19 protein-coding genes are annotated in these 23,745 nt (G+C 68.9%); 10 read left to right on the plus strand and 9 right to left on the minus strand.

Features of this window, described 5'->3' with window-relative positions; all coding sequences use genetic code 11:
* The first annotated feature begins 163 nt into the window (after positions 1-163).
* Positions 164-661: an Lrp/AsnC family transcriptional regulator gene (locus tag CU254_RS37345; RefSeq protein WP_009084674.1), complete on the plus strand. Its 498-nt coding sequence runs from the start codon at positions 164-166 to the stop codon at positions 659-661.
* A 1,947-nt stretch (positions 662-2,608) separates the two neighbouring features.
* Here the strand turns inward: CU254_RS37345 and CU254_RS37350 are convergent.
* Both CU254_RS37350 and CU254_RS37355 read right to left on the minus strand, forming a co-directional pair.
* Complete coding sequence (locus tag CU254_RS37350) at positions 2,609-4,441, minus strand: LamG-like jellyroll fold domain-containing protein (RefSeq protein ID WP_009084675.1); 1,833 nt, start codon at positions 4,439-4,441, stop codon at positions 2,609-2,611.
* Positions 4,442-4,553: 112 nt separating this feature from the next.
* A complete protein-coding gene (locus tag CU254_RS37355) occupies positions 4,554-5,048 on the minus strand; it encodes a DUF6328 family protein (RefSeq protein WP_009084677.1) in 495 nt (164 codons plus the stop codon).
* A gap of 1,196 nt (positions 5,049-6,244) precedes the next feature.
* Here CU254_RS37355 and CU254_RS37360 point away from each other — a divergent pair.
* Positions 6,245-6,832: a superoxide dismutase gene (locus CU254_RS37360; protein ID WP_009084681.1), complete on the plus strand. Its 588-nt coding sequence runs from the start codon at positions 6,245-6,247 to the stop codon at positions 6,830-6,832.
* 10 nt (positions 6,833-6,842) lie between these two features.
* On the opposite strand, the gene CU254_RS37365 is transcribed toward CU254_RS37360, so the two are convergent.
* Together CU254_RS37365 and CU254_RS37370 are read right to left on the minus strand one after the other, a co-directional pair.
* Positions 6,843-7,244 carry a TIGR03667 family PPOX class F420-dependent oxidoreductase gene (locus tag CU254_RS37365; protein ID WP_009084682.1) on the minus strand — a complete coding sequence of 134 codons (402 nt, stop codon included), beginning with the start codon at positions 7,242-7,244 and terminating at the stop codon, positions 6,843-6,845.
* 192 nt (positions 7,245-7,436) lie between these two features.
* Entirely contained in the window at positions 7,437-9,095 is a 1,659-nt protein-coding gene (locus CU254_RS37370) for a DUF2339 domain-containing protein (protein ID WP_199786090.1), read from the minus strand.
* A gap of 261 nt (positions 9,096-9,356) precedes the next feature.
* Between CU254_RS37370 and CU254_RS43380 the strand changes: the two genes are divergently transcribed.
* Entirely contained in the window at positions 9,357-9,599 is a 243-nt protein-coding gene (locus CU254_RS43380) for a hypothetical protein (RefSeq protein WP_158688128.1), read from the plus strand.
* Between the two features lie 716 nt (positions 9,600-10,315).
* Here CU254_RS43380 and CU254_RS37375 read toward each other — a convergent pair.
* The gene (locus CU254_RS37375) at positions 10,316-11,269 is read right to left on the minus strand and encodes an AraC family transcriptional regulator (RefSeq protein ID WP_199786091.1); all 954 of its coding nucleotides are present in this window, start codon (positions 11,267-11,269) and stop codon (positions 10,316-10,318) included.
* A gap of 165 nt (positions 11,270-11,434) precedes the next feature.
* Here CU254_RS37375 and CU254_RS37380 point away from each other — a divergent pair, with 165 nt between their 5' ends.
* Both CU254_RS37380 and dusB read left to right on the plus strand, forming a co-directional pair.
* Positions 11,435-12,283, plus strand: coding sequence for an SDR family oxidoreductase (locus CU254_RS37380; RefSeq protein ID WP_100266982.1), 849 nt, complete (start codon positions 11,435-11,437; stop codon positions 12,281-12,283).
* Positions 12,284-12,598: 315 nt separating this feature from the next.
* Positions 12,599-13,744: a tRNA dihydrouridine synthase DusB gene (dusB, locus tag CU254_RS37385; protein WP_009084693.1), complete on the plus strand. Its 1,146-nt coding sequence runs from the start codon at positions 12,599-12,601 to the stop codon at positions 13,742-13,744.
* A gap of 161 nt (positions 13,745-13,905) precedes the next feature.
* Here the strand turns inward: dusB and CU254_RS37390 are convergent, their stop codons facing one another.
* Positions 13,906-14,325, minus strand: coding sequence for an Hsp20/alpha crystallin family protein (locus CU254_RS37390; RefSeq protein ID WP_100266983.1), 420 nt, complete (start codon positions 14,323-14,325; stop codon positions 13,906-13,908).
* Between the two features lie 165 nt (positions 14,326-14,490).
* On the opposite strand from CU254_RS37390, the gene CU254_RS37395 reads away from it, so the two are divergent.
* From CU254_RS37395 to CU254_RS37405, 3 genes are all read left to right on the plus strand, one after another.
* Positions 14,491-15,324 carry an alpha/beta fold hydrolase gene (locus CU254_RS37395; protein WP_037716107.1) on the plus strand — a complete coding sequence of 278 codons (834 nt, stop codon included), beginning with the start codon at positions 14,491-14,493 and terminating at the stop codon, positions 15,322-15,324.
* A gap of 148 nt (positions 15,325-15,472) precedes the next feature.
* Complete coding sequence (idi, locus tag CU254_RS37400) at positions 15,473-16,036, plus strand: isopentenyl-diphosphate Delta-isomerase (protein WP_037716109.1); 564 nt, start codon at positions 15,473-15,475, stop codon at positions 16,034-16,036.
* 115 nt (positions 16,037-16,151) lie between these two features.
* Complete coding sequence (locus tag CU254_RS37405) at positions 16,152-16,811, plus strand: GGDEF domain-containing protein (RefSeq protein ID WP_050788368.1); 660 nt, start codon at positions 16,152-16,154, stop codon at positions 16,809-16,811.
* A gap of 710 nt (positions 16,812-17,521) precedes the next feature.
* Here CU254_RS37405 and CU254_RS37410 read toward each other — a convergent pair.
* The gene (locus tag CU254_RS37410; protein ID WP_037716111.1) at positions 17,522-18,007 is read right to left on the minus strand and encodes a hypothetical protein; all 486 of its coding nucleotides are present in this window, start codon (positions 18,005-18,007) and stop codon (positions 17,522-17,524) included.
* A 1,809-nt stretch (positions 18,008-19,816) separates the two neighbouring features.
* Between CU254_RS37410 and CU254_RS37420 the strand changes: the two genes are divergently transcribed.
* Both CU254_RS37420 and phoU read left to right on the plus strand, forming a co-directional pair.
* Positions 19,817-21,187, plus strand: a complete 1,371-nt coding sequence (locus CU254_RS37420; protein WP_199786092.1) for an LCP family protein — start codon at positions 19,817-19,819, stop codon at positions 21,185-21,187.
* Positions 21,188-21,270: 83 nt separating this feature from the next.
* The gene (phoU, locus tag CU254_RS37425) at positions 21,271-21,945 is read left to right on the plus strand and encodes a phosphate signaling complex protein PhoU (RefSeq protein ID WP_037716118.1); all 675 of its coding nucleotides are present in this window, start codon (positions 21,271-21,273) and stop codon (positions 21,943-21,945) included.
* Between the two features lie 105 nt (positions 21,946-22,050).
* Here phoU and pstB read toward each other — a convergent pair whose 3' ends face one another.
* Both pstB and pstA read right to left on the minus strand, forming a co-directional pair.
* The gene (gene pstB / locus CU254_RS37430) at positions 22,051-22,827 is read right to left on the minus strand and encodes a phosphate ABC transporter ATP-binding protein PstB (protein ID WP_009084706.1); all 777 of its coding nucleotides are present in this window, start codon (positions 22,825-22,827) and stop codon (positions 22,051-22,053) included.
* A gap of 3 nt (positions 22,828-22,830) precedes the next feature.
* Positions 22,831-23,745, minus strand: a complete 915-nt coding sequence (gene pstA / locus CU254_RS37435) for a phosphate ABC transporter permease PstA (protein ID WP_037718612.1) — start codon at positions 23,743-23,745, stop codon at positions 22,831-22,833.

Consider the following 23,745-nt stretch of genomic DNA (forward strand, 5'->3'; position numbering starts at 1 on the left):
TCGCGACCGTACCCGCTGTTTGCCCGAGCCAGAACGGGGGCGTGCGGGAGCGCACATGTCCGCCATCTGGAGAAGAAAACGGGAAAGGGTCTCCTGCTCTCCGGCTCCTGCCGATACGCTGCGCGTCTGACAAATCACATGCCGAAACACAGGGAGGGACGGCATGGGTGACGAAAACCGTACGAAAATCGAGGAACCGCGTGCTCCGAGAGCGCTAGACGGGACGGACCGGACGCTCATCACGCTGTTACAGGAAGACGGCAGGGCGTCGTTCACCGCGCTGGCCAAGGCGGTGGGTCTTTCGGAGGGCGCGGTGCGGCAGCGAGTACAACGGCTGCTGCGGGAGGAAATGGTGCAGATAGTCGCCGTGACCTCGCCGGAACACGTCGACCTGACCCGAAGGGCGATGGTCGGCATCACGGTGGACGGAGACGCCCGCGAAGTGGCCCAGCAACTGGCCAAGGTCGCCGACGTGCACCAGGTAGCACTCTGCTCAGGCCGCTTCGACCTGCTAGCGGAACTGCTCTGCCGCGACGACGACCACCTGCTGTCCGTACTAGGCGACGAGGTACGGCCGATCGCGGGCGTGGTCTCGACGGAGCTGTTCGTGTACCTGAAGCTCGCGAAACAGGACTATTCGTGGGGACGGCTCACCGCCTGAACCACGGATTCCTGGCTGGTTTCGCGGCCGGGTTTCCGCGGATCGGGGTTCGCGGGCTGGGTCTCACGGGGTTCGTGGGCTGGGTGTGCGGATCGGGATCGCGTGCTGGGTCTCGCGGGGTTCGCGGGGCTCGCAGGCTGACTCTCGCGGGGTTCGCGGGGCTCGCAGGCTGGGTCTCGTGGGGTTCGTGAGCTGGGCGCGCGGATTGCGCTCGCGGGCTGGGTCTCGCAGGATTCGCGGGCTCGGTGCGCGGATCGGCTTCGCGGGCTAGGTCTCGCGGGGTTCATGGGCCGGGTCTCGCGGGTTCGTGAGCCGGGTGCGCGGATTGGATTCGCGGCCTGGGCTCGCGGGCCGGGTCTCGCGGAATTCGCGGGCCGGGTGCGCGGGTTAGGTGCACGGGCTGGGTTCGTGGGCTGGCGTGCTCAGACTGAGTTCTCGGTGGGGTTCTCGGTCTGAGGTGCTGGCCGGGCTTCCGGCGCGGCGCGGACGGACTGACTGCTTGGCTGGGCAGTTGAGCTGGGCTTTAGGTCCAGGTTCATGCGCTGGAGCCCCCGACTGGCCCCTCGGGCGATGCCCGCGGGTCCTCGGCACGGTCCCCAGACCAGCGCGGCCGGATCGATCGGCTGCGCCGGACTGGTTGAGCGGGCTGAACCGGGTCGACACCGGCGCGGCCCGTCGAGCCGGATCGGGTCGATTGCGTCGGCGTGTACGTCGGCGTGGCTCGTTGAGCTGGACTGAGTCGGAACCCGGCTGCGTCAGCCTGGCTCGTTGAGCTGGATCTGGCACCCGGCTGCCTCGGCCTAGCTCGGTGAGCTGGATCTGTCGGCACCCGGCTGTGTCGGCCTAGCTCGGCGGGCTGGACCGGGTCGGCACCCAGCTGTGTCGGCTTGGTTCGTTGGCTGGACCGGGTCGGCACCCGGCTGCGTCGGCTTAGCTCAGTCGGCTGGACCGGATCGGCACCAGGCTGCATCGGCCTGGCTAGCTGGACCGGATCGAACTGCCTCCCGGCAGGATCGACTGGTCCGCGGTCTAGACCACCTGGTTCCGCGGACACGGCTCCCGGGCCGCCGTCGCCAACGGCGCTCCTGGACTGGACCAACCCGGCCCCGCGGCACGACCCCGGGCGGCTGGCACCCGATCGACCGAGGTCAGGCTTGCCCAGACGCGATCAGCCAGGACGTCGAGCACCGGCTCCGAAGTCCCGTTTCTAGCATCAGCGCTGGTGACGGCTCCGGAATTCCGGTGCCAATGTCGGCCCGGCGAGGTCCGACCCAACCACCCGTTCCGACAGCGGGCTCAACCACCCGCCCAGGCACCGCACCCAGCCCCACGGCTGGTCCAGCAACGACGCTGGCCAGCGCGGGCTAACCCCGTCCCAGCAACGACGCTGGCGGCACCCGGCACCAGCCAGCAACGACGCTGGCCCAGACCACGGCCCGACCGCTGGCTCCGGCAACAATGCCGACCCAGCACACGGAAGCAGCCCCACCGCTGGCACCAGCAACGACGCTGACCCAGCACACGACACCAACCCACCCGTCGGCTCCAGCAACGACGCTGCCCGGCGACGGACCGGCCCCGACGTTCCCTGCCCCAGTCCCCGGCACGGGAACGCTCGCCGGGCACGCCTTCCGCGCAACAAGCCCAGTCCCGCTCACCGGCACAGTGCTGACCTCAGCAAAAACGAGGCCAGCACTCACCCTGGAAAGAATTCCCGCCCCCTGATGCTACTTCAAGATGACTATTACCTCCCGCCCCCGATTAGACCGACCGGACGAAGCCATCAGTTTCGCTAATGCCTCCGAACGGCCGCACCAGTCGAATTTGCCCACCGCGCACTCGGAATAGCGAGCCGCGGATTCGGGTCGGCCTCAGCTGCCAAGTCCGGATCCAATCCCCGGCCCGCGCGCCCGGCGTTCCGCAATCGCCGAGCCCAATCGGCATCGCTTATCCGCCCAGCAGGAATTCCCGCGGAGCCAGCGCCCGGTCGACGACGCGCGCTTCGCCGATCTCGCCGTAGAAGCTCCGTTCCACCTTGCCCCGGTACGACGACGCGCCGACCAGCCAGCTGCCGCCCGGATTGGCCAGGCCGATCGCCGGGGTCTTGGGGTTGCGCAACAGCGGGCAGCCGTCGACGTACAGGGTGCTGCGCCATCCGTCGTTGACAACCGCGACGTGCCACCACTTCGCCAGCGGCAGTTCGTGACCCCAGTTGGTCGAGATTCCGTTCTGGTTCAACGGGAATACCGCCCACTGCAGCTCGGCGCCGTCCGAGACGCTGAACGTCGCGGCCGATTCGTTGGGGTCGTCGCCGGATTTCCCGGCCGCGCCGCCGTTGCCGAGGCGCGCGAAGATGCCGCACCAGCCGTGGGTGCCGTCGCGGAAGTCCTCGGGCAGGCGGATGAACGCTTCGACGGTGTAGCCGCGCTGGAAGGTCAGGTTGTTCATCGGTGCGCTGTCGACGGTCTGGAGATACGCGCCGCGACCAGGGTTGCGCGCGCCGTCGAACCGAAGACTCGCCCGTGACGGTTGGCGGGGCGAGAAATCCGCCGAGTAAGTCAACGCACCGGGCCCGCTGCCCGGCACGGTCGCGCGACGCAGGTCGTTGCCGCGGCCGGAGAGATCCTTGATCACCGCGTCGTCCGGCACCGGAGCCCCCGCGCGACCGCCCTCGAACCGCCAGTACGCGACGGTGCCCGGCACGAGCTGCGGCTTCACCGGGCGAGCCGGCGGCACCGGCACGGGCGCGAAACTGGCGAACCGCTGGTCGAAGTCGATGTCGAGGCTGAAGTAGTCGACGTCGGTGCTGCGCTCGGCCTCGATGCGCTCGAGTTCGGTGAGGTCGCGCTTGCCGTCGAGCCACGGCGAGAAGGTGCGCACGTCGATCACGCCGCGGGCGACGTCGAACTGGTACAGCCGGATCATGCCGCTGCCGCCGTAGTAGCGGTCCTGGTAGTTGGTGAGGTGCAGGTGCACGTCGTGGCCGGCGGCGTTGCGCTTCACCAGACGGCTCGGCGGCCAGTAGTGACCGTTGAGCGTCAGGAAGATCTGGTCGCTTTCGTTGACGAACTCGTCCCAGACCTTCTGCCCGAAGTCCGACAGGAACGCCTTGCCCTGCTCGTCGGAGTTGACCAGCTCGTGGATCGTCAGGATGGCGGGCATCTTCGGGTGCTGCGCGAGAACCTGCTTCGCCCACGCGAACCCGCCCGCTGAGGGACGCCAGTCCATCGCGAGCACCAGCCACTCCCGACCGGCGGCCCGGAACACGTGGTAGGTGTTGTAGCCGTCCTTCGACGAGCCGCGGAACGTCGGCGAGTTTCGCTGCCGCTGCGGCCCGAACGCGTCGAGGTACGGCGTCCGGCCGCGCTGGTCGTCGGTGGAACCGTCGATGTCGTGGTTGCCCGCGAGCGTGCTGTACGGGAACCGGAACCGGTCGAGCACCTGGAACGACCGGCTGATGCCAGCGAACTCCCGGGCTTGCCCGTTCTGAGTGAGGTCGCCGAGGTGCGCGAGGAAGACAACGTTGTCGTCCTGTGCGTGCCGCAGCAGGTACGACAACGAGGCGTCCACCGGCGTCGAGTCGCCCCGGTCCTCGTCGAACAGGTACTGGGTGTCCGGCATGACCGCGATCGTGAACCGCGGGCTGTCACCGTCCGGCCGCCGAGCGACACCGGGATCGGCCGCGGCGATCCCGTTCAGACCAGGAAGCGCGGACACAGCCGCCCCGGCACCGAGAATTCCGGCACCGCGCAGGAAGTTCCGCCGTGAAGAGTCAGTCACGAGCTGGAAGCTACGGGCCGGTCCCGACCGCTACGGCAACAATTGCCGACGGCTCGATGAACACCGACATTTCTGTCCTGCGCAGGACAAACAGCAGTCGGACCGACGCCGCTCAGTGACCGTCGCGGCGCCTTTGGTCGCCGACGAGCATGCCCGGCACCGCAAACCAGAGCAGCCCGAACAGCAACACGGCCATCCCGCCGACGAGCCCCATCGCGACCGGGCCGAAGGAGACCTTCGCGATCAGCGCGACAGTCACCGTGATCGCCGCGGCAAGACACCCAAAGCCAACGAGCACGACCCGGTTGCCGACCCGCAGGATCTGCTCCCGCCGCCCAGTCCGGAACAGCATCCGGTGCCACGCCGCGGGCGCGATCAACAAGGCCGTCGCCGCGACGGTCAGCAGCACCGCGAGCAGATGCAGCGTCTTCTCGAACCCGCTGGCGTCGTGGAACCGGCCCGTGAAGACCACCGACAGCAGGAACCCGAAGAGGATCTGGACGCCCGCCTGCGCGACCCGCAACTCCTGCAACAGCTCGCCGACGTTCCGCTGCAGCATCTGGTTCCGCGTCTCGCCGGTGTGCTCGACGTCGTCGCCAACGTCCACCGACCCGTCGACCTGCGCTGGACCACTGCCCTGCACAGATTCGCCAACCCCGGGCGACGCGCTGCCGCTGGCCGACTCGCTGCTCTCGCCCGACCCGCTGCCGGTGGCCGACTCGCCGGTCTCGGCCGACCTGCTGACCTCCGCCGGTCCGGGGGCAAGTACAGGTCCGCTGCCCTGCGCCGACCCGCTAGACCCCGGCGATCCAGGAACCTGCCCTGGGCCGCTGGCTCGTACCGACCCGCTAGGTGGTGGCGACCCGGCAGTTCGCGACGGTCCGGGGGCCTCCGCAAGTTTGCCTTCCTGCGCCCGCCCACCGGATGGCGCCGTTCCACCGCCACGCGCCGGCCCGCCTCCAGCCGATGCACCTTCGGTCGATTCGCCGCCGCGCGCCAGCCCGCCGCGGGTCGCCCCATCTCCGGGCGCTCCGGCGTCGGTCGGTCCGTCACCGCTGGCCTGCCCGCAGGGGTCCGCCGATCCACCGCTCTCCGACGGCCCGCGAGCCTCGCCAGGCGCGCTCGCACCTGCCGATCCACGGTCATCTGGACGACGGCCGTCAAACCCCATGGCGTCAGTCGGGTCGTCAGGCATGTCAGGCTCCACCGGTGCTCGCCGAAGCATCGCCGGGCAAGTCCGACGCTGCCACGCTGCCAAGTACCCAACGCGCCAACGCCCGAAAACTCGCCACGCCAGCCGGGCGACTCGGACCTCCCCGCGACCGCCGTGCGAACCGCCTCCGGCCCGGCAGCCGCTCCTTGGCGCGGAGCGCGCCTCAAGTCGAACCAGCCACACCTCGAGAGGCCCTCCACGGCCAGCGTCAGGCTTGATGGCCCGTCCGGCATCCAGGCGAGGCGCACACCGGTGCCTCGGGGCCTGGACCGCTCCAGACCTGGCCCTCGTCCCGCCAGCCGACGTCAGACCTGGCCCTCGGCATGCGCCGGTCCACACCCCGACCCTCACCACGCCGGTCCACACCCGACCCTCGCCCGGCCCAGGTCCGCACTCGACCCGACCCTCGCCCGGCCCGGTCAACGGCCGACCCCGGCACACACGCCTGAAGGGGCTGACCCCGGCACCGTCACCACCCAACGGCCGCACGCACCTCACCCTGCACGGAAAGCCTGCCGAGATCCGGGCGACCCCCACACGTTCGAGTGGAGAACATGGCACCGCAGGCACCGACTGGTTAGAGAAGTTTCATGCGTTTCCTCCCTAAGCTCCTTTCCGCGGCTCTCGCCGCCGGTCTCTCCGTCACGAGTCTCCCGGCCACCACCGCCGCAGCTGGTCCAACCAAGGCTTCGCCGCTGCACTTCACTGCTGCCCACGGCACCTTCGAGGCCTACGCGCCGGGCAGCCATGCCGTCACCTACCGTCCGGCTCTCGTGCCTGCCGGAGCCAGGGCGCACGTCTCCGCCCTGTCCGCCAGCCGCGTCGGCACCACCACCGTGCTGGTGATCAGCGGCCTCCTGCCGCAGCACGAATACGGTGCACACGCGCATGTCAACTCCTGCGGCGCCACCGGTGACGCCGCGGGCGGACACTTCCAGCACGTGCCGGACCCGGTTAAGCCTTCGGTGGATCCGGCCTACGCCAACTCGCGCAACGAGATCTGGCTCGACTTCACCACCGACCGCTCAGGCATCGGTCATGCAACCTCCATGGTGGACTGGACATTCACTGGACCGCGGGCGAAGTCCGTGGTGATCCACGAAACCCACACCCACACCGGCCCCGGGCACGCCGGAACCGCGGGTGGACGGCTGGCTTGCCTGGACGTCGGCTTCTAAAGGAGCTGGCTCAGAACCCCCAGGACTTCTCCGGCACGATCCGGATCCGAACGGAGTAGTCGGCGTCGAAGGCAGCCGGATCGGCGAACCCGATACCGGCGTAATGCCGCTGGTACTTCGCCAGGTAGCCGGGCGCTTCGGAGGCTTTGGCCTCGTCGATGTGCGCACGTCCGCTGACGACGATGATGCTCCCGCCGTGTTCGTCGCTATTCAGGTGGAAACTCACCTCCGGATTGGCAGCGAGATGCCGGAGTTTGGCCGTCCCGGGCCGGCTGAAGACCACGATGTCCTCGCCGTCGAGCACGAACCAGACCGGCCTCGGCGCGGGCCGTCCGCTCGCAGTCACGGTGGTGAGCCATGCGACGGATTCGCCTGCTCGTTCAATGAGTTTCGGGTCGTGGGTGTAGGTCATGGTCGGATACCTCCTCGGTAGGTTTCCCAGGTAACCACGAGCCACCGACAGTTCTGTGCCGCTGGTCCGTGCCGAGGCCTCACAGAGCCGTCCTCGACCATCGCGCCGACAGCCAATTTTTGTTGCAGCAAAAGGGAAACCCCCGATCCGGACTCAATCTCGATTCGCCGGATCGGGGGATATCTCGGGCGTTCAGCGGGACGCGACAACCCGCGCGTAGCGGGCACCCGCCACCAGCAGGATTACCCCGGCGCCGAGGAAAGCGCCCACGCGCGCCAACCCGTCCAGCGCGGCGAGGTCGAACAACACGAGCTTCGCCACCGCCGCGGCTACCAGCACCAGTCCGGTGATCCGCAACGCGACCACCTTGATCCCGCGCAGGAGAAGGACGAAGGCCACGACCGTCCAGGAAACCGTGACGAGTGTGTGGCCAACCAGGAATCCGACGCGGCCAGGGGCTACGAGCATGGACGCGGCGAGCACCAGCCCGGCGGCACCGTAGAGCGCGCACAACCCCGCGGGCAGCCAAGGGGCGAGGCTGTCCGATGTCACTACCTTGAGCCGAATTGCCGCCCACGGCAACGCAATCGCTGCTGCGAGGAGAAGCGCTGCCGAGACCAGCATGGAAAGGAGCAGGTCACGCGGATGCCAATGCGGGAGCACCAACAGCGCCGGCGTCACCTCCGAACCGAGCGCGAACAGCCCGCCGATCACCGCGAAGGTGAGCGAACCGCCTAGCGCGTAACGGTTTCGAGCGAACTTCGCCGCGAACGCGAGCGCTACCGCTTCGCCGAGCAGGACAGCTCCGCCGTCGAACTGCGTGACGGTCGCCTGCATCGCGGCGACGAGTCCCGCGATTCCCGCGACAGTACCGGAATTCCCCCGGAAGATGATCCAGGTCGCGATGAGCACGACCGCTGTTCCGCCCGCCAGAAGCACGGATTCCGGCCTGTGCAGCACCAGTGCGGCAACCAGGATCGGCAGCGGAGAAACAGCCAGGACGGACAGCGAGTAAGGCTCATTGTCATTGCGCCGCAACGTGATCAGCGCAGCCGCCGCACTGACGACACCGGCAGCGATCACCGCCCACACCGGCAACGTGCGCAGCCCGATACCGATGAGCGCCGTTGTCAAGGGAGGAATGGCTGCAGTAAACGAAAGTGGCCACCATGACTGCCGGAGCTGGACAGGGACGGTCGCGATCTGGATCATGAGAAGGAACGTCACGAGTTCACCGGTGAAGCCCCACGTGATCAGGGGCGCACACACTCCGCATCCTCCCACCACGGCATTCGCCAGGAGAGGGGAATCCCATTTGACCGCAAGCACAAGGCCGCCCATCGCGATCGCCAAACCGACCGCGAGCCCGGCGGGAACCGGCAGGAAATCGTACAAGGAGGTGGCAGCGACAGTGTCGAGGTAAAGCGTCGCGATCCCAGTGGCGGCAAGGGCGAACGCCCCTGTGCGCCCAGCTGGTTTGCGGTGCAGCCAAGCACCCGCGCCGACCAGGATCCCACCGAACGCAGCGCCGACCGCGACCCGCGGCAACGGACCGAGCCAGCCGCGTTGGATGGCCAGGATCAACAGCAGGACGACCCCGAGCAAGGTCACCGCACCGCCGATCCACGCCAGCAGCCGTGAACCCGCGCCCTCACGGCCGAGTCGCTCACGGAGCGTCGGAACTGGGGTGTACGGCGGCGAGGCGTAGTGCAGCGCACCGTATGGCGGCTGGGCAAAGGGCGGCTGACCGTACGGCGGCTCGTGGGGATTGGTCTGCGCGTGCCCCTGGGCAGACGACGGCTGTTGGGACGCTGTCTGGGGGTGCTCCTGGCCAGGCTGTCCGACGAACACGTTGGTGGCGCGCTGTCCGTGGCCTGGCTGGTCGGCGGACTGGTCGGCTGCGACATCGCCAGCGGCGGGTTGTTCAGTCCCGGGTTGTGGCGTCGACGGGTGGGTCGCGCTGGCCGTGGGCTGGGCGGAATACGGTGCCGCGTAAGGGTTGTACGGATAGTAGCCCGGGCGGGGGTGGAATGCTGTCCCGTGCGCGGCCGCGTAGGCCGGGTGCAAGTACGGGCCCTGGCCCTGCGCAGCTGGGTAGCCCTGGGCGGGCACGTGACCCGGAGGAGTCGGGGGAGCCTGCGCGGCTGGGTGGCCTGGCGAGGCGGTCTGCTGCTGTTCGGCAGGGTGACCAGGCTCGGCAGCTTCACCCGGTCCGACGGGCTGGCCTGGTTCGACGCGGCGGCCCGGCTCGGGTGCTTGGCCCGGCGTGCCAGGGTGGCCGGGTTCGGCGGCGTAGCCGGGTTCGGCGGCGTGCTCGGTCGCGGCGACCGAGTCCGCTTCGGCAGGACGACCTGACGCGGACGGCTCGCCTGGCGCGGCAGCCTGGCCCGGCGCAGCAGCCCGATCCGGCGCGGCAGCCTGGCCCGGCGCAGCAGCCCGATCCGGCGCGGCAGCCTGGCCTAGCGCGGCAGCCTGGCCCGACGAGGCTGAGGATCCTGCTGGGTCGACGGAGCCCTGCTCAGCCGAGTGGCCGGAGCCGACGGGCGGAGTGCTCGCGGGCTGCGTGTCGCCAGACGGATACGCCGTCTGCGACGCCTGCCGAGTCGGCGCTGCCCGGTCAGCGGGGCTGCCCGGTTGGCCTGGCGTCGGCTGGGAGTCCGCCGCCGGGTGCGGGGCGGGTGCTTCGGCGGGCTGGTCAGTGGCCAGTTCAGGCTGGGGACGCACCGCGCGCAGCTCAGCGCCTACGTGCGTCAGGCGGCGGCCGAGGTCGTCCAGTTCGCCGGCCAGGCGGTGGAGCGTTGCAGCTTCCGTGGTCATACCGGACAGCATTGGCGAAACGACACGATGATCGGATCCGTAGCACTACTCAAGACCGGACACGAGATGGTCTCGTGACCGCGGGTACAGCCGTGTACCCGCGGTCACCTGGGCTGGCAACTGGTTCGGACTGTTCCGCGGCTTCGCCGTGGTCAGCTCACGGAAGCCGCGAGCAGGGACGGCTGCCTTGTCACGTTGCGATGAGTTCGCGGCGTGACAAGACACCCGAGGACCGTACGGCGCTCAACGACGTGTCATCGCGGTGTATCAACAGCGCCCGAATCGCGATGGTGCGTCGCGCGATAACGCCCCGGGGCCTGGCCGACGATCCGTTTGAACGCGCGCGCGAACGCGAATTCCGAGTCGTACCCGACCTTCCGGGCGATCTGACGCAGCGGCGCTTGGTCCTCGCGCAGCAGGCGAGCGGCCACGGTCATCCGCCAAATGCCGAGGTACTCCATGGGGGTGTGGCCGGTCGTCGACGTGAATCGGCGGCTGAATCGGGCGCGCGGGACACCGACGGCGTGCGCGAGGGTCTCCACGGTCCAGGGTTTGCCGGGATCGTCGTGCAGGAGTGCGAGCGCGGGGCCCACCGCAGGGTCGTGGAGCGCGTGGGCCCACCCGACCAACTGGTCAGACTGGCCCAGAAACCAGGTCCTCAGCGTGTAGGTGAACAGCAGATCGAGCAGCGAGGCCACCACCGCTGGCGTACCGCGGCCGGCCTGGTCGACCTCCGTGGTGAGCAGGTGGACGGCGGCGGCGAGGCTGGTGCCGCGCATCTGGCTCGCCGTCACGTGCACGACGTCGGGCAAAGAGTCGACGAACGGGTGCTGCGGTACCGGTTCGAGCAGGTACGCGCCGCAGACCAGGACGGTCTCGAGTCCCTCGCCCTCGATGACGAGGTCGGTGGCCGACAGTTCTTCCAGGTCGGCACCGAACAGCTCACGCACGGTGGGAGCCGGTCGTCCGGGGGCGTCGGCGACGACGTGCCCGGCGCCGGACGGCAGCAACGCGACATCCCCCTGCGCGAGATGCAGAGCCTGCCCGCCGTCGGGGACGAGCACGTAGGAACCGGCGATCACTACGTAAATCGTGGCGATCGATCGCGATTCGAACGCGATTCCCCAGGGGGCGCTCAGCAACGCCCTGCCGTAGACAACGCCGCCGCGCCTCAGGGCGGCGACGATCTGGCCCACGACGTCGGCCACATGATCGCGCTCACGACCGACCGCTTTCACGGGCACCGCCGTACCCGATTCGCTCCGGCACGGTGCCGATCGGACATGAATCTGACGAGAACTGCCATGGCGTGCGTCGATAACCCATTCCTACGGTGATGGTGTTACCGATTCGACCTTACTTGCGAGGAACGGGTGCCTGCCACAGTTCTTGTTCTCGGCGCGACCGGCCGCACCGGACGCCGCGTGGTGTCCTTGCTGGCTGAGCAGGGACACACGATCCGGGCAGCGAGCCGGGCCCCGGGGAGTCCCGAAGGTTCGGTGACGCCGATCCATTTCGACTGGGGCGACCCGGCGACCTACCCGCCCGCGCTGGACGGCGTGGACGCGATCTACCAGTGGTTCCCGATCAGCCCCGACACCACGACAGAGGTCGCGGCGCTGCTGGACGACGCCAAGACCGCCGGGGTTCGCCGGGTGGTCCACCTGTCCAATGCGACGGCGCAGCTGTCCGGCGAAGACTTCCCGATGCACTGGGTCGAACGCTACCTCGAAACCGGGCCGGTGCCCGCGACCATCCTGCGCCCCAACGTCTTCGCCGAAAACTTCTCCGAACACCCCGCGATCCTGCAGGGCATTCGCACCGGTCTCGTCTCGGTTCCCGCGGGCGATGGCCGGGTGGCGCCGATCTCCGTCGAGGACATCGCCGCCGTCGCCGCGGTCGCCCTGACCGAGGACGGGCATCAGCACAAGACCTACTCCCTGACCGGACCCGATTCACTGTCCTTTTCGGACATGGCCGCGATCGTGGGTGACGCGGCGGGGAAACCGGTGCGGTACCAGGCAATGGACCCGGCCGAGTTCCGCGAAGCCATGCTCCGCGGGGGCATTCCTGGCCATGTCGCCGACTTCTACGCCGCCCTGTACGAGGGCATCCGCAACAACTTGGCCGCGGACGTGACCGGCGAAGTCCAGCGGATCACCGGACGACCGCCGGTCTCCTTCGCCGACTACGCCAACGCGGTGGCAGCCCTCTGGCGGTGATCATCCGGAATTCCCCCCCGAACGCATCGCGGATCACCGCCTGCCCGTGCAGCCTGTCGGGAACGGTGACGGGCAGCTCCGGTCCGACAGCGAAGGGGCGAAGCGGGTGAACAACTGGGGGACGGCATGGGCCAGCCCGAGTTGGGTATCGCGTACTCGTTTGCTGTCCGTTGTCAACATGGCGACACGGCGGTCCGACCTGCGGAAACGGCTCTCACCGCAGCTGACGACGGCCCCGGCCGAGCCAGACGACACGGGCAAGCGACGCCGACCATCAACCAGCCCGACCGAGCGTGGCAGACGTCACAGGCGACAATGGAGGACGTGACTGCCACCTTGAGCGCGCCCACGTTGAAGATCGGCCCCTACCAGGTCGATCCTCCCGTCGTGCTCGCTCCCATGGCGGGCATCACCAACGTCGCCTTCCGGCAGCTCTGCCAGGAGTACGGCGCGGGCATCTACGTCTGCGAGATGATCACCGCGCGCGCGGTCGTCGAACGGCACCCCGGCACGATGCACATGATGACCTTCGGCGAGAACGAAAAACCGCGGTCCATGCAGCTGTACGGGGTCGACCCGAAGACCATGGCCGAGGCGGTCCGGATCATCGTCGGCGAAGGACTCGCCGACCACGTGGACAGCAACTTCGGTTGCCCGGTCGCGAAAGTGACGCGGAAGGGCGGCGGCGCGGCGCTGCCGTTCAAGCGGCGGCTGTTCGCGGACATCGTGCGCGAGTCGGCGAAAGCGGCGGCTGAGGGCGGCGTTCCGTTCACCGTCAAGTTCCGCGTCGGCATCGACGACGACCATCACACGTTCCTCGACGCCGGACGCATCGCCGAAGCCGAGGGCGCGGCTGCCGTCAGCCTGCACGCGCGTACGGCCGCGCAGCGCTACTCCGGTCAGGCCGACTGGTCGAAGATCGCGGCGCTGAAAGAGGCGGTCACCAGCATCCCGGTGCTGGGCAACGGCGACATCTTCAGCGCGGACGACGCCCTCCGCATGGTCGCCGAGACCGGTTGCGACGGCGTGGTCGTCGGACGCGGCTGCCTCGGTCGGCCGTGGCTGTTCGGCGAGCTGGAAGCCGCTTTCCAAGGGCGCGAGATTCCGGAGGGGCCGAACCTCGGCGAGGTCGCGCGCGTCCTGCGGCGGCACACCGAACTGCTCATCGAGCACGACGGCCCGGACAAGGCCATGCGCGACATCCGCAAGCACATGGCCTGGTACCTGATGGGCTTCCCGGTCGGCTCCGAGCTGCGCCGCGGCTTCGCGATGGTGACGAGCCTGAACCAGCTGGACGACCTGATCGCGCAGCTGGACCACGACGCCCCGTTCCCGTCCGCCGCGACCGGTCCGCGCGGGCGGCAGGGTTCGCCGGGCAAGGTGACGCTCCCGCACGGCTGGTTGGACGACCCGGACGACGACTGCGTCCCCGAGGCCGAAGACATGCACTCCGGCGGCTGACCGAGTCGACCCGGCTGATCGGACTTGAGGCCCGCGCACAGTGGTCCTCGATCGCGCGAACGCCCGGTCGAATATCCACATCGACCTGCGCAGACAACACTTGTCCCCAGGTTATCCACAACCCACTGTGGACAACCTGGGGACAACTTGGGTACGCGACCTCAGGCGTTGATCTCCTGCGGCGCACCGCCCACGGTGATCTTGCGCGGCTGGGCCTTCTCGGCGACCGGAATGCGCAGGGTCAGCACGCCGTCGACGTAGTCCGCGGCGATGCGCGTCGTGTCGAGCGTGTCACCGAGGAACAGCTGGCGGGAGAACTTGCCGCGCGGCCGCTCGGACACCTGGACCTGCGCGTCCTCGACCGCGACCGGCGTGCGCTCGGCGCGGACGGTGAGCACGTTGCGCTCGACGCTCACGTCAATGGAGTCGCGGGCGATCCCCGGGAGGTCGAACTGGACGACGTACTCGTCGTCGGCGCGGTAGGCATCCATCGGGACGGAACGCGGCGCGGTGCCCTGACCGCCGAAGAACTGCTGGGCCAGGCGGTCGAACTGGGCGAACGGGTCAGTGCGGATCAGCATTGTCGAATCCCCTTTCGGACAACTGCGGCCAGCTGCTGGGGCGCTGACCAAGCCTTGCAAAGTTGCCAACGTGCGACTCAACTTATTTGTTCCCGTGTAGCTCACATCACAACACTGGTGCGAGACCGGCCGAAACTGTCGGTGCCGGTCCGTAGAGTGCGTCTCGTGATCGACCAGCTGACCATCCCGACCGACGCGGGATCCTTCGACGCCATCGCCGCCGGCCCCGAAGACGGCCGCCCGGTTCTGCTGCTGCACGGTTTTCCGCAGGCCGCCGTGGAGTGGGAGCACCAGGTGGCGACGCTCGGCGTGCTCGGCTACCGCGCGGTCGCGCCGGATCAGCGCGGTTATTCGCCGGACGTGCGGCCCGAGCGCCCGGCCGAATACGGCATCGCCACGCTGGTGTCCGACGTCGCGGCGATGGCGGACGCGCTGGGCTGGAACGAGTTCGACCTGGTCGGCCACGACTGGGGCGGCGCGGTCGCCTGGTGGACGGCCGACGAGCACCCGGAGCGCCTGCGCAGCCTCACCGCGGTGTCCACGCCGCACCCGGGCGCACTCGCCGAGGCGATGCGGACCGACGAGGACCAGCATCTGCGCTCGGCCTACATGACGGAGTGGCGGCAGACGCCCGCGACCGAGCGCCGCATGCTGGCCGACAACGCCAAGGCGTTGCGCGAGATCTTCGACCGGCGCATCCCGCCGAGCAAGATCGACGAGTACGTCCAGCGGCTGTCCGAACCGGGCGCGCTCACCGCCGCGCTGAACTGGTACCGGGCCGGGCGGCCGGGCGGGAAGATCGGCAAGGTTTCGGTGCCGACGATGTACGTGTGGTCCACAGAGGACGTCGCCTTCGGTTCCACCGCCGCGCTCGACACCGCGAATTGGTGCACCGGGCCGTACCGATTCGAGATGCTGGAGGAGGTGTCGCACTGGGTAGCGGAGGAAGCGCCGGAGGCCTTGACCTCGTTGATCGTCGAGCATCTCGGCAGCCGGTGACACCGGGTCCTGCGTGGACTGTCGTTCGGTTGGGCGTTCGACGGACTGGGGATTCGCGCGTTGCGTGAGGGCGCGACACTCGAATCGGGCGAAACGGCCACCCGGCTCGCGGTATCGGCCGGTGGGTGCGTGGTGTTCAGTATCCGGAGTGGACACCAGCACTGAAGCCGAAACCGAACGCGTTGTCTTCGTGACCGAGGACGGCGTGCCCACCGGGGAAACCGGGCCTAAGCTCGCCAGTCATCACGCGGAGACGCGGCTGCACCTCGCGTTCTCCTGCTACGTCCTGCGCCGTTCGGACAACGCCCTGCTGATCACCCAGCGCGCGCTGCACAAGAAGGTGTGGCCGGGGGTGTGGACCAACAGCGTGTGCGGTCATCCCGCTCCCGCCGAAGCGCTGGAGACCGCCGTGCGCCGGCGGGCGTCGTACGAGCTTGGGCTGCCCGAGCTCGAGGAGCTTGAGTGCGTGCTGCCCACGTACCGCTACCGCACGCCGCCCTTCCAGGGGATCGTGGAGAACGAGTTCTGCCCGGTGTTCGCTGCTTGGACGGACGCTGATCCGCGGCCGAATCCCGAAGAAGTGGGTGGCTGGCGATGGATTTCCTGGGCTGATTACACACAGTGGATCACAGATCCGACGGCCGACGCGAGTTACTGGGCCCGTGATCAATTCGCGCAGCTCAAGGATAAAAAGCCGTTCTCCGCGCTCTGAGCGAAGAAACTGCGCTGAGTGACATCGGCGGAAGTCCGTCGTCCACTTGAGCGAAATTCACCTTCGTCCGTACCGATCACTCAAGCCGCCGCTCCTATACGACGAAAACGATGGAGTGGCGGAGGTCAGAGTGGCGGCGGACGACGAGCTCGGAACGGGGGAGACCGCGCCCGACCTGCTCTCGCTGCACGAGTCCATCGCGGACCTGTTCGCGACGCGCGGCGATTGGCGGCGGGCCTACCGGCACCTGCGTTCCGCGCTCGACATCGCGCGGGCGGGCAGCCTGCGCGACCCGCTCACCTCCAGCTACAACCGCCGTTACCTCGACCAGCGACTGCCCGAACTGCCAGCCGCGGTGGCCGTCGCGCTGGTCGACCTCGACCGGTTCAAGTCCGTGAACGATACGTACGGTCACCTTCTCGGCGACCGCGTCCTCTGCCGGGTGGCCGATCTCCTGCAGGAGGGGCTGCCCGCCGATGCGTTCTGCGCACGGTACGGCGGCGAGGAATTCGCTCTCGTCCTGCCCGGAATCGATCACCGGGGCGCCGTCCGGATCGCCGACGCCGCGCGCCTTCGAGTCGCCCGTCATCCCTGGTCAGAACTACAGCCGGGCCTGCGCGTGACGATCAGTGTCGGCCTCGCGCACGGCACCGGATCCGGGCCGCGCCAGCTCCATCGAGCCGACAATCTCCTTTACGCCGCGAAGCGGGCGGGACGCAACAAGGTCGCTTTTCACGACTGCGAGACCGCGCGGGTAATTACGCACTCTGAGTAACGCACGTCGGCGATTACTCCATTCGCTGAACCCGATCTTCACCTGTTCGTCCGCTTCAGTGTGCCTAAGGGCGACTCATGGTGAAGAAATTCGCGGGAGGGTGTCGTCACGAACGGCGGGTATCCGTACGATAACGAAAAGCTCCCCCGGTACGACGAGTCCTGGGAGACCCGGCGAAGCCGCCGGGTGTTCAAAGGTAAGCCGCCCAGCCTGGCGCCTGACGTGCGAGAGGAGACCGAGTGCCCGACGAGCGCACCACCCCCGGCACCGGTCGCCATTCCGACTCCACGGCTCGCCCCCGCGGCGGACGCCGCCGTTCGATGGACACTCACGGCGGCATCAGCGTGTCCGACGTGGTCGCGCGGCACACCGGCGAACGCCCCGCCTTCACCGACGATCCCGGCACCCGGCACGCGGAACCGGTGAGCCGCCTCGCGGAACCGGCCACCCGCCGGGCCGAGCCGGGCCGTCGCCGCGCGGACACTGACCGCCCCGAACCAGGACGACGGCGAGCGGATCCCGACGCCGGTTTTCGGGGGACGAACGGTCGCGCTGGCCTGCCCGCCGAGCCCGGCCGACGGCGGGCGAACGGGGTCGGCAGCCGGCACGCTGAGCCGGGAGACAGCTCGGAGCTGGGCGGGAGCCTGGCGAACGGGCACGTCAACGGCGCCGCCGGACGCCACGGCGAACCCGCGGACGATGGCGTCGCATCAGCCAACGGGCGAGCCAGCGGCATCGGCGGACGCCACGGCGAACCCGCCGAAGACGGCATCACACCAACCAACGGGCGAATCAACGGCACCGCCGGACGCCACGGCGAACCTGCCGACGACGGCGTCGCGCTGACCAGCAGCCTGGCGAACGGGCGCATCAATGGCGTCAGCGGACGGCGCGGTGAGCCTGCGGAAGGCGGCGTTGCGCCTGCCAGCGGACGAGCGAACGGGCAGGTCAACGGAGTCGCCGGACGACAGGCCGCACCCGCGGACGACGCCCCCGCCGCACCAGCTGACGGGCGAGTCAACGGGGTTGGCAAACGTCGCCGCGAGTCCAGCGGAAGCGGCGTCGATGCGGTTGGCAGTCGGCACGCCGGGCCTGGGGACGACGCCGCGGCTAGTGGCCGACGCGCGAATGGGCACGTCAACGGGGTCGGGAACCGGCACGGCCGGGAGGCGGCCGACGATCTCGGGCCCGGTCATGAGGCCAGCGGACCGGTAGACATCCCTGGGCGGGCAACCGGACCGGCCGATGTCCCTGCGCTGGGAACTCAGAACGGGGCAGGCAACCGGCGTGGGGGCGTTTCGGACGAAGTTGGTCTTCCCGGCGGACGTCGGGCGCGGCGCAGCTCGGACGTCGACGGCGCGGGGCCTGCTCGAGTGGGTGGGCGCGCGCTTCTTGGCGGACCGGTACCGGACGGCGATGCTCAGGCCGCGGAGCCGGGCTCGCGGCGTTATCGGGCCGAGCCGGTTGAGGGACTCGGCGAGACTGGCTATGCGGTGCCGCCGGGTGGTCGGCGCGCTCAGGAAGCTGACCTTCGCCGGACGACTCGGCATGCCGCGCCGGATTCTGAGCCTGGTGACCGTCGCAGCGATCTGAACGGGCGGCCCGCGGCTGGACTTCCCCAAGAGCAGGACGAGGCAGCCGGGCGAGCCGGTGGCCGACGCGGGGAGCCGAACGGGTCTCGGGTGCTGCCTGAAGGTCCTCTGGCGGAACCGGGCGCGCGAGTTCGGCCCGGTTCCGGGGAAGCAGAACCGCAGGCCGGCGTGGACGGGCCTAGTCAGAGGAGCGCCGCAGCAGAGTCTCCCGAGACGGGGATGCGGCCCCGGCGACGGCGGGCGGATGGTCTTCCGCCGCGGCCTCGCCAAGGCGTCGGGGGGCCGGTTTCGCCGGAACCGCCTGGGCCTCGGCGGCCGCACGGGGCGGAGAACGCTCCTGGGCAGCGGCCGACCGGTCCGGAACTGGGCGGGCAACCGGTGGCAGGACCGGGCTCCGGCGGATCGCCTGGTCCGGAATCGGACCGTCCCCGCCGGGCTGGGTCGAGCGCGGCGGCGGTGGAGTCCGCTGGACAAGGCCCGGCGGGACCACGCGTACCTGGCGGAGCCGCCGAGAATCTGGGACCTGAGTCGCTGGCAGTGCCCGGCGGGCAGGATTCCGGTGCCCCTCGGACGCCCAGCCGACGGGCGGCGGGCCCGGGGCGGCCTGGGGTCGGCAACGGGGTGCCCGGCACGCCCGAGGACGAACTTGAGAAGACGCAACTGAGTCCGGCGCTCGAGCCGGGCCCGGTGCGGGGCAAGCAGCCTGAGCGAGGGCGTAACGCGCCATCTCCGGGGCGGCCGAACGCAGCGGCCCCAGGGCTCGAGCAGACTCAGCTCAGCCCGGCGCTGGACGGCAACTCGCCGGACGGACCTCCGCGCCGTCCTGGGGTCAATGGCCGGAACGCGGCGCGGGACCCGGAGCGGACCCAGCTCAGCCCGGCGCTGGCCGGGGAAGTCGAACGTCCGCGACGCAGGCCCGGACCGAATGGTCGGCCCGAGGCAGATGCCGAGCGGACTCAGCTCAGCCCGACGCCAGCCGCCGAAGCGGAACCTCCGCGACGCAGGCCCGCACCCAACGGTCGGCCCGAGGCAGACGGCGAACGGACCCAGCTCAGCCCGACGCCAGCCGCAGAAGGGGACCGCCCCCGACGGAGGCCCGCACCGAACAGTCGGCCCGAAGCAGACGGCGAGCGGACCCAGCTCAGCCCAGCTCTCGAAGCCAAGCAGAGCGCAGCGGATCGGACGCAGTTCACGCCGGTCAAGGGGATCGGGCTCAAGGCCGCCGACGACCCGGAGCAGACTCAGTTCAGCCCGGCGGCGAAGCCGGACCCGGAGCAGACTCAGTTCAGCTCCGTGGCGAAACCGGATCCGGAGCGCACTCAGCTGAGCCCCGCAGTCGAGGTGCCCAAGCGGCCTCGGCGCACCCCGGCGAAGCCTGCGGCGGCCGTTCGGGCCGAGATGGATCCGCTCACGATGACCGACGAGATGGAGGCGATCGACGAGGCGACGCAATACCGTCGCAAGATCGATCACAGTCTCGCTCGGTTCTCCGCCGCGCATGATGACGCCGCGGCCGAAGAAGCGAAGCGGCGGGAGCGGCGCGAGCGGCTCACCACCAAGTCGATGGCGTTGTTCGAGCAGACCCGGACCGCGTTGCAGCGGGTCGTATTGCTCGACAAAGACGAGGAAGAAGAGCAGCCCGCCGAAAAATCGGAGCAGACTCGGCTTCAGGAGAAGAAGCAGCGGCACACCGCGCGCAATGTCCGGATCGGGCGGATCGCGTTGATTGTGGTCGTCGCGCTTATTTTCATCGGCACCGGAGTCGCGTGGGGCGCGGTTACCTGGTTCGACGCCAAGTTCGCTCAGGTGTCCGCGCTGGACGAGAATTCTTCCGACATCCAAAACGCCGAGGGCCAGGCCAACGACGAGAACTTCCTCATGGTCGGCTCCGATTCCCGCGACGGCGCGTCCTCCGAGGAAAACGTCGGAGACGCGGCGAACATCCCCGGCGCGCGGTCGGACACGGTGATGGTGGCGCACGTTCCCGCGGACCGGAAGCGGGTCGTCGTCGTTTCGTTCCCGCGTGACCTCGAAGTCGACCGGCCCGATTGCAATCGGTGGGATCCGGCCAAATCGCAGACTACCGACGAGATCGTGCCCGAGCAGAAGACCGCGAAGCTCAACACGGCCTACGCGGTCGGCGGGCCGCAATGCATGACGAAGGTGATCCAGAAAGTCACCGGCCTGCGGATCAACCACTTCGTCGGCATCGACTTCAACGGATTCAAGGAAATGGTCGACGCGGTGCACGGAGTGACCGTGCACAACGAGAAACCGATCGACGACACGGTGCTCGGCAAAGTGCTGGCCGAAACCGGCGACGTGACCATTTCCGGCGACCAGGCGCTGAGCTACGTGCGCGCCCGGCACGTCAAGGGCGACCCGACCTCCGACTACGGCCGGATCAAGCGGCAGCAGGCGTTCATCGGAGCGCTGCTCAAGAAGGTCATGTCTTCGGATGTCGTGCTGGATCCCGGAAAACTCTCCGGTTTCATCACCGCTTTCGCGCACGCGACGTTCGGCGACAACCTCGGCGTGCAGCAGATGATGACGCTCGCGCAATCGATGCGCGGGCTCAACCCGGCCAATATCAACTTCCTGACCGTGCCCACCGTCGGCCTGCCGAACAAGCGTGGCAACGAAGTCCTGATCCAGGAAAAGACCAAGAGCCTCTTCGACGCGTTGCGCGACAACACGCCGCTGCCGGGCAACCAGCCCGCCGGAACCGCGGCGAACGCGCCGCCCGCCAACGCGGATTCGCGCAAGAGCGCCAGCAACGGCTGAGCACCCGGATTCGTTAGGCGGGGTTCATATGCGGTTCACCCAGCGATGCGGTATTCGGACAGTCCACGACGTAGGGTGTGCTCATGCGTGAGGCCTACCATGTGGAACTCGATCAGCTCGCCGAAAACCTGGCCGCGATGTCGGTCCAGGTCGCCGACGCCATGGAGCGGGCCACCAAAGCACTGCTGGAGGTCGACCTCGGCCTCGCCGAGCAGGTGATCAGCGACGACGCGAAGGTCGACGACGCGCGCGCCGAATGCGAGGAGCAGGCGTACGCGCTGCTGGCGCTGCAGGCCCCGGTCGCGACCGATCTGCGCACCGTGCTCGCCGCCATCCACGCGGCGGAAAGCCTGGAGCGCATGGGAGATCTCGCCCTGCACGTCGCCAAGGCCGCCCGCCGCCGCCACCCGGACCCGGTGCTGCCCGACGCCGTCAAGCCGTACTTCGCCGAGATGGGCCGGGCCGCGGTCAAGCTCGCCCGCCAGGTCGAGGCGATCATCAAGACCAAGGACGTGTCCGCGGCCAAGGACCTCGAGGCCGAGGACGACCAGGTCGACGACCTGCACCGGCACCTGTTCACCGTGCTGATGGACCGCGAATGGCCGCACGGCGTCGCCTCCGCGGTCGACGTCACGCTGCTCGGCCGCTTCTACGAGCGCTACGCCGACCACGCGGTGTCCGTCGCCAAGCGGATGATTTTCGTGGTCACCGGCCGGATGCCCGGCTACGGCACCGACGACGAGGACCTGACCATCTGAGACACCACAACAAAAACCGCCGCCCGGACCGACGGGTGGCGGTTTTTTAGTACCCAGAAAACGGCCGCCCCGGCAAGGAAACCGAGGCGGCCGTCCACAGTGGAATCAGCCGAAGCGGCCCGAGATGTAGTCCTCGGTGGCCTTCTCGTCCGGGTTGGAGAAGATCTTCTCCGTGTCGTTCAGCTCGATCAGCCGGCCGGGCTGGCCGACGCCGGCCAGGTTGAAGAACGCGGTCTGGTCCGAAACTCGCGCCGCCTGCTGCATGTTGTGCGTCACGATGACGATCGTGTAGTCCTTCTTCAGCTCGCCGATCAGGTCCTCGATCGCGAGCGTCGAGATCGGGTCCAGCGCCGAACACGGCTCGTCCATCAGCAGCACGTCCGGCTGCACCGCGATCGCCCGCGCGATGCAGAGCCGCTGCTGCTGCCCGCCGGAAAGGCCGCCGCCCGGCTTGTTCAGCCGGTCCTTGACCTCGTTCCACAGGTTCGCGCCGCGCAGCGCGCGCTCGGCGACCTCGTCGAGCTGCTTGCGGCTCTTCACCCCGCCGAGCCGGAGCCCGGCCACTACATTGTCCTTAATGGACATCGTGGGGAACGGGTTCGGCCGCTGGAACACCATGCCGATGGTGCGGCGCACCTGCACCGGGTCCACCGCCGAGGCGTAGATGTCCTCCCCGTCGAGCAGCACCTGGCCGTCGACGCGAGCGCCGGGAATGACCTCGTGCATCCGATTCAGCGTGCGCAGCACGGTCGATTTGCCACACCCCGACGGCCCGATGAACGCGGTCACGTTCCGCGGCGGGACGTTCAGCGTGACGCTGTCCACGGCGTGGAACTTGCCGTAGTAGATGTCCAGGTCTTTGACGTCGATTCGCTTGGCCATGACTCACTTCTTCTTCGGGGCGACGATGCGGGAAAGGACCGTGGCGAGCAGGTTGATCACGGCGATGATGAGCACCAGGGTGAGCGCGGCTCCCCAGATCCGGTCGAAGCCGACGCTGCCCGGGTCCATCGAGTTGGTCGCGCGCTCGTTGTTCATCACCAGCGGCAGCGACGCCTGCTCCCCGCTGAAGATGTTCCAGTTGACGTAGGACGTGTACCCGACGAGCACCAGCAGCGGCGCGGTTTCGCCCATCACGCGGGCGAGCGCCATCATGATGCCGCCGAGAATGCCCGACAGCGCGGTCGGAAGCACGATCTTCATGATCGTCTTCCACTTCGGCACGCCCAGCGCGTACGACGCCTCGCGCAGGTCGTCCGGCACGATCCGCAGCATTTCCTCCGCCGAGCGGACGACCACCGGAATCATCAGCAGCACCAAGGCCAGCGACACCGCGAACCCGCTGCGCGGCAGGCCGAGCGTGGTGACCCACAGCGCGTAAATGAACAGAGCGGCCACAATGGACGGAACACCGGAGAGGATGTCCACCATGAACGTGGTGGCCCTGGCCAGCTTGCCCCGGCCGTACTCGACGAGGTAAATCGCCACCAGCAGGCCGATCGGCACCGAGATGACCGCGCACACCAGACCCTGCAGCAGGGTGCCGATGATCGCGTGCAGCACGCCGCCGCCGACCTCGTCGCCGAGCACCGAACCGAAGTCCTGGCCCCACCAGTTGCTGTACGGGATCCGCTTGATCCCGTTGGCGATCACCGTGTACAGCACCCACACCAGCGGGATCACGGCGATCAGGAAGGACAGCCACACCAGGACGGTGGCCACGCCGTTCTTGACCTTCCGGGCCGCGCTCACCTGCTGGAAAGCCGGTGTCGTCGCGGGCCGTTCGAGGGTGGTCGACAC

It is taken from the genome of Amycolatopsis sp. AA4 (assembly GCF_002796545.1).
Classification (GTDB): domain Bacteria; phylum Actinomycetota; class Actinomycetes; order Mycobacteriales; family Pseudonocardiaceae; genus Amycolatopsis.